The following is a 14,197-nucleotide window of genomic DNA, read 5'->3' on the forward strand; positions in this document are numbered from 1 at the left end:
GAGCTCAAGGGCGGGACGCTCTACCCGCTGCTGGCTCGCCTGGAGAAAAAGGGTCTGGTCTCCGTGGAATGGCGCGCCGGCGACGGCGGACCGGGGCGCAAGTACTTTGCGCTCACCGCCGACGGCCTGACCGAACTGCATGAAGCCAAACTCGCCTGGCGAGCATTCAACACCACCATTTCAACCCACCTGGACCTGTCATCCGTCCAGTCCCAGCAGGAGGTCACATCATGAACACCACCGAACACCACAACCCCGCCCGCTCCGGTGTCTCTGCGCAGGTGTGGGACCGGCCGTTCTACAAGGGCCACAAGAGCTGGTGCGATGACTTTGTGATGGAACTGCGTCTGATGGATGTCCCCGGTGATGTGATCGGGGAGCGCCTGGCAGAGGTGGAGGCCCACTGCGCAGAAAGTGGGGAAACACCTGACGAGGCATTCGGCGAGCCGGTCGCTTACGCCAAGACCGTGGGGGCTGAGTCTCCCAAGGAGTCTGCAGGTGGTCTCTGGGCGACTGCAGCCTTGAGCGTGGGTCAGGTTCTGGCTCTGCTGGTGGGTACCCGGGCTGCTGGTGCGTGGGCAGCTGGTGAATCGGTGGCCTACAACGCGGTGCAGGTGCTGTGCCTGGCACTGGCTGCGGCCGTGTTGGTGCTCTTGCCTGTGGCTCTGCGTTTCCTTCTTCAGCGGCCATTGCTCACCGGACTCCCGTACTTTGCCAGCTTCATGGCGTTGGCTCTGGGGGCGGTACTGGCTGGTGAATTGGATCTGCCAGCACTGATCACCGCCCCGGCAGCTCTGGTCACCGTTGGGTTGTTTGTGGTCACCGTGGTGCTCGGCTGGGTGTCCTACCGCAACTTGAGCTCATCGCAAGACCTGGTCACCTCCCCTCCGTCCAGCGGCGATCAGGCAGGTGGGGCTCGAGATGCAAAGACCTCCGGTGGGCGGACGATGGCGATCTACGTGGCATCCGTGCTACCGGTCTTCTACGTTCTCCTCAGTGTGGTCAGCTGGTTGACCGCCTGACGTCGTGGATCCGGTGTTCACCGGGCGCCCGGCACCCACCTGGTCCGCAGGTGGGTGCCGGGTTGCGTTTCGGGGGCTTTGGGGGCTTGGGCATAGACTCGGCCGCTGAATCACCACGCTCGTGTTCAGGAGACCACCCCATGAAGTACGCCATCGCACCCGTGTTGCTTGCCGCTGCTGCGGTGGTCCAGGCGTTGGGGCGTTACGTCTACCACCAGGACCCGATTGTGGTGGTGGGGGAGATGTTCTTTCCCATCTTCCTGGCCGGTGTGAGCATCTTCTACGGCATGCGGGGGCGCTCCCATGCGTACTCCACGGTCAAGCTCGCTGTGCTGATTCTTGCCGTGCTGGTGCTTGTGCTGACGGCCGTGGGGTGGGGGATGACCCTGTTCTGGTTCTACCCCTCCATCTGGGTGTACTACGCAGCATTCGCGCTGCTGGTGATCAGCGCGGTGGTGGCCGTGATCTCAACGCCGTCCGCCAAGCAGCAGCGCGCGGAACGGGATCAGGGTGACGTCGAGGAAGCAGCAGAGGGTCGGTCAGCAGACGATTTCAGCGCACCTGACGGCCACTCCCGGACGGCGCAGAGTGGTGCATCAGAGTCCGACGGCGGATGGCGCACCACCCGCAAATAAAACGTTGCAGCGGCATGAACTAATGCCGAAATAGGGCATGGAGAAATTGTCGAATTGAACGAATCACAAACCGCTCACTAAGTTCCTTGACGCAGGTCAAGTCGTAATTTGAGTTGGTCCGGCAATTGCTGGCAACCGCCTGAACGCGTACCTACCCCAAACGGCTGACTGGCTAACTTGAGGAGCATGAGTACTTCCACGCCGCCAGGGGAGACGCGGGAGCCCGCCCGCCTTGATGGACCTGCATCGAATGCCTTGCTCAAGGTTGGGAAATTCTTTTCCCGCTGGGATGAAACGGAGGATGGCCGCGCGGTTTTCCGTGAAGGTGGCCGTTCCGGGGATTCCTTCTACCGCAGCCGGTGGAGCCACGACAAGGTGGTCCGCTCCACCCACGGCGTGAACTGCACGGGTTCCTGCTCGTGGAAGGTCTACGTCAAGGACGGCATCATCACCTGGGAGGCGCAGGAGACGGACTACCCGTCCGTGGGCCCCGACCGCCCCGAGTACGAGCCCCGCGGCTGCCCCCGCGGTGCGGCCTTTTCCTGGTACACGTACTCACCCACCCGCGTTCGTTATCCCTACGTCCGCGGCGTGCTCCTGGACATGTACCGCGAGGCCAAGCGCGCCGTCGGCGGCGACCCCGTGGAAGCCTGGGCCTCGATCGTCAACGACGACGAAAAGCGCCGCACCTTCCAGCAGGCTCGCGGCAAGGGTGGGCTGGTGCGTGCTTCCTGGCAGGAAGCCGTGGAGATGACGGCCGCCGCCCACGTGCACACGATCGCCAAGCACGGGCCGGACCGCTGCATCGGCTTCTCGCCGATCCCCGCCATGTCCATGGTGTCCCACGCCGCCGGAGCCCGGTTCATCAACCTCATCGGCGGTGTGATGAACAGCTTCTATGACTGGTACGCCGACCTTCCCGTGGCGTCGCCGCAGGTCTTCGGCGACCAGACCGACGTCCCCGAGTCCGGTGACTGGTGGGATGCCACCTACCTGATGATGTGGGGTTCCAACATCCCCGTCACGCGTACCCCGGACGCCCACTGGGTGGCTGAGGTCCGTTACCGCGGCACCAAGGTGGTCTCCGTTTCTCCGGACTACGCGGACAACACCAAGTTCGCGGATGAATGGCTGCCCGCCCAGGCCGGTTCGGATGCCGCCCTGGCCATGTCCATGGGGCACGTGATCCTCAAGGAACACTTTGTGGATCAGCGCACCGAGTTCTTTGAGGACTACGTTCAGCAGTTCACGGACCTGCCGTTCCTGATCACACTGGACACCCGCGCAGGTGGCACCGTGGTCCCGGGCAAGTTCCTGACCGCCGCGGATCTGGGCGCTGAGGATCAGGCCGATGCCCAGTTCAAGACCATCCTGTTGGACCGCAACACCGGTGAGGAGTTCATCCCACAGGGCTCCATGGGCTTCCGGTACAACCAGGAGGACGAGGGCCGATGGAACCTGGACCTGCAGGGTCGCAAGCCGTCGCTGTCCATCTCTGACACCGCCGACTACGACGGCGCCACCTCCCTAGTTGCCCTCCCCGCCTTCGTTGACGACGACGGCACCGGTTCCGTGATCAACCGCGGTGTGCCGGTCACGCAGGTGGCGGGCAAGACCGTGACCACGGTCCTGGACCTGATGCTCGCCCAGTACGGCGTGGGCCGTGACGGCCTGCCCGGCGACTGGGCCACGGGTTACGACGACGTCAACACCGCCTACACCCCCGCCTGGCAGGAGGCCGTGACCTCCGTTCCGGCGGAGGCCGTGATTCGCATTGCCCGCGAGTTCGCCACCAACGCGGTGAAGTCGGGTGGTCGGTCCATGATCATCCTGGGTGCCGGCATCTGCCAGTGGTACCACGGGGACGCCACCTACCGGGCCATCCTGGCGCTGCTCATGCTGTGCGGCTGCCAGGGCCGCAACGGCGGCGGCTGGGCGCACTACGTGGGCCAGGAGAAAGCTCGTCCCATCACGGGCTGGGCCACCATGGCATCGGCCGGTGACTGGTCCCGTCCGCCGCGGTTCATGATCGGCACCGCGTTCTGGTACATGCACACGGACCAATTCCGCCAGGACGGCCATTCCTCGGCGTCGTTGCAGTCCCCGCTGGCCGAAGGTCACCTGGACGGCATGCACACCGCCGACGTCGTCTCCAAGGCGACTCGACTGGGCTGGATGCCGTTCTACCCGCAGTTCTTCGAGAACCCCATTGAGGTGGCGCAGCAGGCTGCTGCCGCCGTGGAAGCCGGGGAGGCCGAGGACGAAGGCACGTGGATCGCAGCGCAACTGAAGGCAGGCAACCTGAGGTTCGCCGTCGAAGACCCCGACGACGCCCGCAACTGGCCGCGCACCCTGGTGCTGTGGCGCTCCAACCTGCTGGGTTCCTCCGCCAAGGGTGAGGAGTACTTCCTCAAGCACCTGCTGGGAACCCATCACAACGTGCTGGGCGAGGACCACGTGCACGCAAAGCCCAAGGATGTGGCGTGGCATGAGCAGGCGCCGGAAGGAAAGTTGGACCTGTTGGTCTCCGCGGACTTCCGCATGACCTCTTCCACGCTGCTCTCCGACGTCGTGTTCCCGGCTGCCACCTGGTACGAGAAGCACGATCTGTCCTCCACGGACATGCACCCCTACGTGCACGCCTTCACCCCGGCCATCAACCCGCCGTGGGAGGCCAAGACCGACTGGGAGATGTTCCGGTTGCTCTCGGACGAGGTTTCGCGCCTGTCCGCGGGGCGCCTGGACACCGTCAAGGACGTGGTGGCCACGGCCCTGACCCACGACACCCCCGGTGAGATCGGACAGCCCGGCGGTCACGCCCCGGACTGGAAGAACACGGATCTGCCCGCGATCCCCGGCAGGAACATGCCGGCTTTCAAGGTGGTGGAGCGCGACTACACCGCGATCGGTGAGAAGTTCGTGTCGGTCGGTCCGCTGGCGGACAAGCTGGGGTTGACCACCAAGAACATCACCTTTGACGTCACCCACGAAACCAACCGGCTGGCCCGTCAGCACGGTGTGTTCGACTCCGGTGTGGCGGCAGGGCGTCCGGCCATTGACTCCGATTCCCGCATGGCAGAAGCCATCCTGACGCTGTCCGGCACCACCAACGGTGAGCTGGCCGTACAAGGCTTCAAGACGCTGGAAAAGCGGGTGGGCAAGCAGCTGCACGACCTCGCCTTGGGCTCGGAGGAGAAACGCATCACCTTCAAGGACACCCAGGCAGCCCCCGTGCCGGTGATCACCTCACCGGAGTGGTCCGGATCGGAAACCGGTGGGCGGCGCTACGCACCGTTCACGGTCAACATCGAACGTCTCAAGCCGTTCCACACGCTGACCGGGCGCATGCACTTCTTCCTGGATCACGACTGGATGAAGGACATGGGCGAGATGTTGCCCACCTACCGTCCGCCATTGAACATGAGTGCGCTCTTTGGTGAGCCCAGGCTCGGGGAACGTGGGGATCTGTCCATCTCCGTGCGTTACCTGACCCCGCACAACAAGTGGTCCATCCACTCGGAGTACCAGGACAACCTGTTCATGCTCTCCCTCTCCCGCGGTGGCACCAGCGTCTGGATGTCCCCGCAGGACGCCGAGCTGATCGAGGCCAAGGACAACGACTGGGTGGAGTGCGTGAACACCAACGGTGTGTTCGTGGGACGAGCCATCGTCTCCCACCGCATGCCCGCCGGTGTGGTCTACGTACACCATGCGCAGGAACGCACCATCGATGTTCCCAAGTCGGAGGCCACAGGTCGCCGCGGCGGCATTCACAACTCGGTGACCCGAATCCTGCTCAAACCAACCCACATGATCGGCGGCTACGCCCAACAGTCGTGGGCGTTCAACTATCACGGTCCCACGGGCAACCAGCGCGACATCATCTCCGTGGTCCGTAAGCGCTCCCAGGAGGTTCAGTACTGATGCGAGTCATGGCCCAGACCGCCATGGTGATGACACTCGACAAGTGCATCGGGTGCCACACCTGTTCGGTCACATGCAAACAAGCGTGGACCAACCGTGCCGGTACGGAGTACGTGTGGTTCAACAACGTGGAAACCCGCCCCGGGCAGGGTTACCCGCGCCGTTACGAGGACCAGGAGAAGTGGCGCGGTGGCTGGACGCTCAACCGCCGCGGCAACCTGCAGCTGAAGTCGGGCAACCGCCTGCAGAAGCTGTTCGGCATCTTCGCCTCCCCGGTGCAGCCGGAGCTCGATGACTACTACGAGCCCTGGACCTACGACTACGAGAACCTGGTGGCCTCCCCGGCGACCGACGACTTCCCGGTGGCCCGGCCCAAGTCCCTGATCACGGGCAAGGACACCAAGGTGGAGTGGTCCGCCAACTGGGATGACTCCTTGGGCGGCACCGCCAACACGGACGAGCAGGACCCGGTCCTGCAGAAGATCCGTGAGCAGTCGGAAGAACAGATTCGTCTTGAATTCGAAAAGACGTTCATGTTCTACCTGCCGCGCATCTGTGAGCACTGCTTGAACCCGTCCTGCATGGCTTCCTGCCCCTCCGGTGCCATCTACAAGCGCTCCGAGGACGGCATTGTTCTGGTGGACCAGGACCGTTGCCGCGGTTGGCGTCAGTGCATCACGGGCTGCCCGTACAAGAAGATCTACTACAACCACAAGTCAGGCAAGGCCGAGAAGTGCACCTTCTGCTACCCGCGTGTGGAGGTGGGCATCCCCACGGTGTGCGCGGAAACCTGCGTGGGCCGCATGCGTTACATCGGCATCTTCCTCTACGACGCCGACCGCGTCACCGAGGCTGCTGCCACCCCGGATGAGAAGGATCTGTACGAGGCCCAGTTGGACATCCTCCTGGACCCCAATGATCCCGAGGTCCAGCGGGCAGCACGTGCCGAGGGCATCCCGGAGGACTGGCTGGAGGCTGCCAAGAAGTCCCCGGTCTACACCTTGGCCAAGGAATTGAAGGTGGCCCTGCCGCTGCACCCCGAATACCGCACCATGCCCATGGTCTGGTACGTCCCGCCGCTGTCACCGATCGTGGATCTGCTGCGCGGTCAGGGTCACGACGGCGAGGATGCGGACGTTCTGTTCGGCGCCATTGATTCACTGCGGATCCCCGTGGAGTACCTCGCGGAGCTGTTCACCGCCGGTGACACGGATGTGGTCACCAACGTGTTGCGCAAACTCGCGGCCATGCGCTCCTACATGCGGGATCTGACCCTGGGACAGGATCCGGACGAGTCCATTGCGGAAGCCGTGGGCATGACCGGCAGCCAGATCCAGAAGATGTACCGGCTGATGGCGATCGCCAAGTACGACGAACGCTACGTGATCCCCACCGCCCACCTGGAGGAAGCTCACGGCCTGGAGGAAATGGGCTGCTCCCTGGATGTGGACGGCGGCCCGGGCATGGGCCAGATGGGTGGTCTGGGGGAGGCATCCGGGCGTCCCACACCAGTGGCGATCGAGAACTTCAACGCCCTGCGGGCCCGCCAGACCTCCGAGGACCCCACAGGGAACTCGGAGTTGTCCGGGCGCGTCAACCTGCTCAACTGGGACGGCCAGGGCAATCCGGATGGCCTGTTCCCGGCCGGCCAGGGTGACGGTGCAGCACGCGGTGATGCAGGTGGCAGCCGATGAGCCGGCTTGCCCGACTCTTCGGTTTGGCCAAGAAGGGCACGGTGGAATCCGAGCCCTGGGAGGATCGCGACCCTGCCCGTTCCGCCGTGATCCGGCAGGCCGCCGCCATGCTGCTGGGGTATCCGGACCGTGAGCTGATCGAACGTCTGCCCGCCATCCGGGAAGCTCTTGCAGAAGTTGGTGCGGACGTGGCCGCCGTCGAACCCCTGATGAAGTGGTTGATGGACCGGCCGCTGGCCGATGTCCAGGGTGACTACGTCCAGGAGTTCGACCTCTCCCGGCGCCACCCACTGCACCTGACCTACTGGACGGACGGTGACACCCGGCGTCGTGGGGAGGCCCTGCTGGCCTTCAAACAGATGTACCGGGAGAACGGCCGGGAGCTGGATGACTCCGAACTGCCGGACCACCTGCCCGTGGTGCTGGAGTTCGCAGCACTGGTGAACCCGGAGGACGGTGCGCAGCTTCTGCAGCGTTACCGGCCCTCCCTGGAGTTGCTGCGCTTGGCGCTGAAGGACGACTCCCTGCCACAACTGGGTGCCCTGGAACTGGTCTGCTCCACATTGCCCGGCCCCTCCCCGGAGGACCGTGACGCCGTGATGAGGATGGCCGGTTACGGCCCACCCACCGAAACCGTGGGGCTGCAACCCTTTGACCCGCGTCTGCTGCCCGTGGTGGACGGTGACCAGTCCGCGGGACTGGAGGCAGCCAGCTTGACAAGCCCATCCAACCTCACGAGCGCTAGGGGATCCGCATGAGTTCCGTCGTCGACATCCTGCTGTGGGGTGTACTGCCCTACGTGGTGCTGCTGGTGGTGATCGGTGGCACCATCTGGCGCTACAAGTACGACCAGTTCGGGTGGACCACCCGCTCCTCCCAGCTGTATGAATCCCGGCTGTTGAGGATCGCTTCCCCGTTGTTCCACTTCGGCATCCTTGCGGTGCTGGTGGGGCACATTGTGGGCCTGGTGATCCCCAAGTCCTGGACTGATGCCGTGGGCGTGACCGAGCACATGTACCACATGTTGGCTCTGACCATCGGCATCTTTGCAGGCGTTGGCACCTTTGTGGGCATGGCCCTGTTGATCTACCGACGCCGCAAGACCGGCCCTGTGTTCATGGCCACCACCGCCAATGACAAACTGATGTACATCCTGCTGGTGGTCACCCTGACGGCGGGGCTTGCCACCACCATCCTGTCCCTGTGGGACACCAGTGAAACCAGTTACCGGGACACCGTTTCCCCGTGGTTCCGGTCCATCTGGATCCTGCAACCGGATGTGGCCGCCATGTCAGAGGCCGGGCTGTCCTTCAAAGTGCACGTGCTCTTTGCCTTCGTGCTGTTCATGGCCTGGCCGTTCACGCGCCTGGTGCACGCCTTCACGGCACCGCTGCACTACCTGTTCCGGCCCTACATCGTGTACCGCTCGCGGGATCGGGTGACCCGCTCCGGTTCCGTTCCCACCCGCCGCGGTTGGGATCCGGTGGGAACCCAGGACCGGCACAACTCCGGCTACCGCCGCAGTGGATCCGGTTCCACCCGCCGGGAGAAAACCGGCTCCGGCAGACGCTGAGCACCCAGCCTCATCACCCCCTTCACCGCCTGAACCACCGTTTGGGCACCACGTTCTGGGCATGACCTGCTCGGATTCATGTACTGAGGAGAACCACAGCAATGTCTTCCGCCGCGCCGGAGAACACTCTGGCTCAGGAGATGAAAGCGGGCCAGACCCGCAACCTCTTGCTGGCCACCCTGGCCTCCACCATGGGTTTCTGGGCCTGGACCATCATTGGCCCCTTGGCCAAAACCTATGCGGCCAACATGGACTTGGGCGCCGGCCAGACCTCCATCCTGGTGGCCATGCCCATCCTGGTGGGTGCTGTTGCCCGCGTGCCCGTGGGCGCCATGACGGACCGCTACGGCGGGCGCCTGATGTTCACGGTGATTCTGGGCATCACCGCACCCCTGGTGTTGCTCACCGCCATGGTGGGTCAGATGAACAACTTTGGCATGTTGGTGTTCGTGGCCTTCTTCCTGGGCATTGCCGGCACGGTGTTTGCCATAGGCATCCCGTTCTGCTCCGCCTGGTATGAATCCCACCGCAAGGGCTTTGCCACCGGTGTGTTCGGGGCCGGCATGGTGGGCACTGCCGTGTCCGCGTTCTTCACCCCGCGCCTGGTGGCAGGTCTGGGCTACATGGGCGCGCACATCCTGATTGCCGCCTTGGTGGCTGTGATGGCCGTGATCTGCTGGTTGTTCCTGCGTGAATCCCCCACGCGTCGCGGCGTGGAACCCACGCCCATGCTGCCCAAGCTGAAGGTGGCCTTTGGCCTGAAGGAAACCTGGCTGCTGTGCTTCATGTACGCGATTGTTTTCGGTGCGTTCGTGGCCTTCTCCAACTACCTACCCACCTACCTGGGCAACGTCTACGACTTTGACGCCACCGGCGCCGGAACCCGCACCGCCGGTTTCGCGGCAGCCGCCGTGGTGGCCCGTCCCATTGGTGGCACCTTGGCCGACAAGGTGGGGCCCAAGTTGGTTTCCATCGCTTCCTACGTGGGTGCAGCCGCACTGGCCGTGGTGGTGGCCTTCCAGCCGGATGCCGAACACGTCTACGGCCCGATCTTCATCCTGATGGCGTTGTTCCTGGGGCTGGGCACCGGTGGCGTGTTCGCCTGGGTAGCCCGCGCCTCCGAGGCCCGTACCGTGGGCACCGTCTCCGGCATCATCGCCGCCGCCGGTGGCTTGGGCGGTTACTTCCCGCCGCTGGTCATGGGTGCCACGTACAACGAGGCGCAGAACTCCTACTTCGTTGGGCTCATGCTGTTGGCCTTGTTCTGCGTGCTGGGCCTGATCACGTGCTTCATCCTGCGCAACGGTGGCCGCGTGGACGAGCGCACCGCTGCTGCGTGATCTTGGGGGTCATGCCCTCGACTTAGGGTGGTGGGCGGGTGCTCGGGTTCGAGTACCCACCCACCACTTTTCCGTTCCCACCGCATTCACCCCGACGCCGTACGGAGATGACGTGTCCCCTCACAGCACCCCGCCCCATCGTTCCGATCCAAAGCCGCACGAATCGCAGGGTCTGACCCACGTCCGGGCGGATGGTTCCGCCCACATGGTGGATGTCTCCGCCAAGCAGGAAACCACGCGGGAGGCAACGGCGGTCGCCGTCGTCGTGACCCGGGAGGACGTGGTGGAGATGATCTTTGCCGCTGACCTGCCCAAGGGGGATGCACTGACCGTGGCGCGGGTGGCCGGGATCATGGCCGCCAAGAAGACCCCAGAGCTGGTGCCGCTGTGCCACCCGCTGCCCATCAGCAAGGTGACCGTGGACTTCCGGCGCCTGGCGGTGGGCGTAGAAATTTCAGCCACCGTCAAGACCCGCGGTGTGACCGGTGTGGAGATGGAGGCCCTGACGGCCGTGAGCGTGGCTGCGCTGACGCTGTTCGACATGATCAAGGCCGTGGACAAGTTCGCGGTGATCGCAGAAACCAAAGTGCTGGCCAAGTCCGGTGGAAAGTCCGGGGGCTGGCAGCGGGAGGACGCATGAGCGACCAACCATTCGACCAGAACACGATCATGGGAACACCTGCGGTGGATGCCGACCACTCGTCCCGGCGGCACGCGGAGGTCTCAGGCACCTACCGGGCTGTGGTCCTGGTGGCCTCCACCCGGGCCGCAGCGGGGAGGTACCCGGACAAGTCCGGGCCCACAGCGGTGTCCATGATCCGGGAGGCGGGTCATGAGTGTGTTGACCCGATTGTGGTGGCCGACGGGGAGCCTCTGCGGGCCCAGATGCAACACTTCCTGCGGGATCTGCCTGTTGGCCAGCGCCCTGATCTGTTGGTCACCTCCGGTGGGACCGGTCTGATGCCGGATGACCTCACCCCTGAGCTGACCCGTGAGTTCCTGGACCGGCAATTGCCGGGTGTCATGCACGCCATTTGGGCTGCCGGGTTGGAGCATCTTCGCACCGCAGGTTTGTCGCGCGGTGAGGTGGGGGTTGCCGGGCGCACGCTGGTGGTCAACCTGCCCGGGTCCGGCGGTGGGGTCCAGGACGGCATGAGTGTGGTGTTGCCGCTTCTGGACCACGTGTTCCAGCAGCTCAACGGGCACCGGGACGCGGGCCACCGCTCCCCTGCCGCAGATGAATCGGTGGCCACCCCGGTTGCCGGCTTCCAGCCCAGCGGGGTTCAGGGGGATCATCCGGTGGACAGAGCGAACTCCGTGGTGGTCTCCGCGCGGGTGACGGAGGAGCCCTTGGATGCGGCTACGGTCCAGGCCACTGCTGCATCGGAGACCACAGGTGCCGTGGTGGGCTTCAGCGGTCTGATCCGCAATCACGACGCCGGACGATCCGTGACCGAGCTCGACTACACCGCCCACCCCACGGCATCCACCGTGTTGCAGCGCGTGTGTGAGGAAGTCTCGCAGGAGTTCCCCGGAGTGCGGGTGGTGGCTGAACACCGCATCGGGCGTCTGGGCGTGGGAGATTCCGCCATGGAAGTGGCCGTTGCCGCTTCTCACCGCAAGATCGCATTCCAGGTGTGTGACGCCCTGGTGGACCGGATCAAGGAACGTGTACCCATTTGGAAGGAACAGCACTTGGAGGACGGCACCCACGAATGGGTGAACCTGTGAACCTCCCACCCTTGGTTGAACCGGGGCCCGCCCTGAGCCTGCCGGAGATTCAGCGCTACGCCCGCAACCTATCGGTTCCCACCATCGGGGAGGTTGGGCAGCGCAGGCTGCGTGCGGCGCGCGTGCTGTGCCTGGGTGCCGGTGGACTGGGGTCCCCGGCCATCCTCTACCTGGCCGCCGCGGGCGTGGGCACCTTGGGAATCGTGGACGACGACGCCGTGGAGATCTCCAACCTTCAACGCCAAGTGCTGCACGGTGAAGCCACCGTGGGTGTGTCCAAGGCTGGTTCGGCAGCAGCCCGTGTGGCCGATCTGAACCCGGATGTGACCGTGGTGGAACACCGGGAACGGTTGACGGGAGCCAACGCGGTGGAGCTGGTCTCCGGATACGACCTTGTCCTGGACGGCTCCGACACCTTTGAGACCCGCTACGTGCTCTCGGACGCTTGTTCATTGGCGGGTGTGCCGCACGTCTGGGGATCCATCCTGCGTTTTGACGGTCAGCTGGCCGTGTTCTGGGCGCCACACGGCCCCACGTACCGGGACCTGCACCCGGTGCCACCGGCTCCCGGTTCCGTGCCGAGCTGCGCGGAGGCCGGTGTGCTGGGGGCGCTGCCCGGGGTGATCGGCTCCGCCATGGCACTGGAGGCCATGAAGGTCATCATGGGTGTGGGATCTCCACTGGTGGGGCGGGTCAGCACCTACGACGGATTGGACGGTACGTGGGCCACCATCCCGCTGGTGCGCTCGCAGACTCCCGTGACCCAGATGCACCCGTTCGGGCAGGTTGACCGTGATGGCTACGGGGCTTCCCCTGCTGATTCTGCATGCGCAGTTCTAGCTGATGTTGTTGCCGCCGATGTTTCAGCAGTTCCCGACCGGGCCGGGGCTCCCCGTGTGGCTGAGCGCGTGCACATGGCTGACGGAGGTGCTGCCGTGAGTGCCACCTCCCAGGTGCTGGACACCGTGGAAATTTTGGAATTACAAGAAATGTTGGAGACCCGCGCTGACGGTGGTTCTGATTTTGTGCTGGTGGACGTCCGCGAATCCTGGGAGCACCAGTTGTCCTCCATCCCCGGCGCTGTGCTGATCCCGCTGGGGGATTTCCGCTCCGGTGCGGCCTTCGCCCGGATGGCTGACGCCCCCTCGGTGGTGCTCCACTGCCAGGGCGGTGTTCGCTCCGCGGAGGCGCTGGACCTGCTGCGAGCCTCCGACGCCCACCACGGCATCACTCGCACCACCCGCCACCTCTCCGGCGGCATGAACGCCTGGAATCGTTCTCAGCCTGACGCCTGAGAACGCCGCCCCACCGTCGAGCCCCGATCCCGGCTGCCCTGCTGCCGACCGCCCAGTTCACCTCCCACCCCAACGTCGATTCCCCACCCCAGCGTCGATTCCCCACCGGATTGCGAGATCACCGCCTACACCGTGGGGTTTTGCGCGTTTCGGGGGAGATCAATCACCCAGTGGGGACTGGGTGACTTTTTGTGCGTGCCGAGAAGCCAGCTCTTTGAGCGAACCATCCGCGTCTCGGCACCATTGGACACCGTCAGCATCCGTGAACGTGAACTTGGTGATTCGCTTCAACTTGGATTTGGTGACTGGGACCAGAGCCCCATGGGCTTCCGGTGATTTGCCCAGGTCCCATGCATGGACGCCCTGTCCCGGGCCAAAGACCAGATGCCCCGGGGGCATCGTGTGGACCACCAGATCTTCAAGTTCTTTGGGTGTGTCCAGTCGCTTTCCCTGCAAGTACTGCACGTCCGTGGCTGAAATGCAGATGTCGTACACAGGTGCGTCCGAGGTGTTCTTGACCTCAAGAATGATCTGGGTGTGATTACGGATGACGCCGTTGGCTTGCTCCCAGGTGGAGTCCAGCGTTTCCACGGACATCCATATGGCGAGCCGTGCCGCCTGCTCGCGGCGCCGTTCCACGGAGGCTCGGTCCTCCCGCGCCTCCTCGATGCGACGCAGTCTCCGCGACTCCAAGAACGCCAAGACTGCGACCACCAAAGCGCCCGAACTGATGGCTAGAGTGATGATCGATGCAAATGACCCCATGTGCCAGATATAGCCGCTGACAAGCTGTGATGGAAGTCTGATTGCGGGATGTGACATCTGTTCGAATGCGTTGAAAACTCCCGTTAAGTCACCCGGATCCCTCCTCACCATCTGGCATTCACCGTTTTCCGGCTCTTCGTAAATGAGGGTGTAGAGCCTGCTCTGTGAGTCTGCACGTGTCGTTGCCCGGGTAGACGTCGAGGCCTCCCTGAAGATGG

12 protein-coding genes are annotated in these 14,197 nt (G+C 64.4%); 11 read left to right on the forward strand and 1 reads right to left on the reverse strand.

All coding sequences use genetic code 11. The annotated features are described in order from the left end of the window. The 11 genes from L979_RS15120 to L979_RS10830 all read left to right on the forward strand — a co-directional run. Positions 1-234, forward strand: a 234-nt coding sequence (locus L979_RS15120; RefSeq protein WP_047692217.1) for a PadR family transcriptional regulator, incomplete at its 5' end; no start/stop codon positions are given. Then, entirely contained in the window at positions 231-1,022 is a 792-nt protein-coding gene (locus L979_RS10785; RefSeq protein WP_047692218.1) for a hypothetical protein, read from the forward strand. The genes L979_RS15120 and L979_RS10785, both read left to right, overlap by 4 nt. A 140-nt stretch (positions 1,023-1,162) precedes the next feature. Next, complete coding sequence (locus L979_RS10790) at positions 1,163-1,657, forward strand: hypothetical protein (RefSeq protein WP_052209809.1); 495 nt, start codon at positions 1,163-1,165, stop codon at positions 1,655-1,657. Between the two features lie 186 nt (positions 1,658-1,843). Next, positions 1,844-5,581, forward strand: coding sequence for a nitrate reductase subunit alpha (locus tag L979_RS10795; RefSeq protein ID WP_047692219.1), 3,738 nt, complete (start codon positions 1,844-1,846; stop codon positions 5,579-5,581). Continuing rightward, the gene (narH, locus tag L979_RS10800; RefSeq protein ID WP_047692220.1) at positions 5,581-7,275 is read left to right on the forward strand and encodes a nitrate reductase subunit beta; all 1,695 of its coding nucleotides are present in this window, start codon (positions 5,581-5,583) and stop codon (positions 7,273-7,275) included. The genes L979_RS10795 and narH overlap by 1 nt, the downstream gene beginning before the upstream one ends. Beyond that, positions 7,272-8,033 (forward strand): nitrate reductase molybdenum cofactor assembly chaperone, encoded by a 762-nt coding sequence (gene narJ, locus L979_RS10805; RefSeq protein WP_081994326.1) that lies wholly within the window; start codon positions 7,272-7,274, stop codon positions 8,031-8,033. The genes narH and narJ overlap by 4 nt, the downstream gene beginning before the upstream one ends. Continuing rightward, positions 8,030-8,848: a respiratory nitrate reductase subunit gamma gene (gene narI / locus L979_RS10810; protein ID WP_047692221.1), complete on the forward strand. Its 819-nt coding sequence runs from the start codon at positions 8,030-8,032 to the stop codon at positions 8,846-8,848. Before narJ ends, narI begins: the two co-directional genes overlap by 4 nt. Positions 8,849-8,949: 101 nt before the next feature. Further along, positions 8,950-10,188, forward strand: coding sequence for a nitrate/nitrite transporter (locus tag L979_RS10815; RefSeq protein WP_047692222.1), 1,239 nt, complete (start codon positions 8,950-8,952; stop codon positions 10,186-10,188). A 112-nt stretch (positions 10,189-10,300) separates the two neighbouring features. Then, positions 10,301-10,828 (forward strand): cyclic pyranopterin monophosphate synthase MoaC, encoded by a 528-nt coding sequence (gene moaC, locus L979_RS10820; protein WP_081994328.1) that lies wholly within the window; start codon positions 10,301-10,303, stop codon positions 10,826-10,828. Then, on the forward strand, positions 10,825-11,919 hold the full coding sequence (locus L979_RS15125; protein ID WP_231559510.1) for a molybdenum cofactor biosynthesis protein MoaE: 1,095 nt from the start codon (positions 10,825-10,827) through the stop codon (positions 11,917-11,919). The genes moaC and L979_RS15125 overlap by 4 nt, the downstream gene beginning before the upstream one ends. Further along, on the forward strand, positions 11,904-13,214 hold the full coding sequence (locus L979_RS10830) for a ThiF family adenylyltransferase (RefSeq protein WP_052209811.1): 1,311 nt from the start codon (positions 11,904-11,906) through the stop codon (positions 13,212-13,214). Before L979_RS15125 ends, L979_RS10830 begins: the two co-directional genes overlap by 16 nt. Positions 13,215-13,373: 159 nt before the next feature. On the opposite strand, the gene L979_RS10835 is transcribed toward L979_RS10830, so the two are convergent. After that, the coding region (locus L979_RS10835) for a hypothetical protein (protein WP_231559511.1) at positions 13,374-14,197 on the reverse strand (824 nt) is incomplete at its 5' end.

The sequence above is a fragment of the Kocuria sp. ZOR0020 genome, from assembly GCF_000800955.1.
In the GTDB taxonomy this organism is placed as follows: Bacteria; Actinomycetota; Actinomycetes; order Actinomycetales; family Micrococcaceae; genus Kocuria; species Kocuria subflava.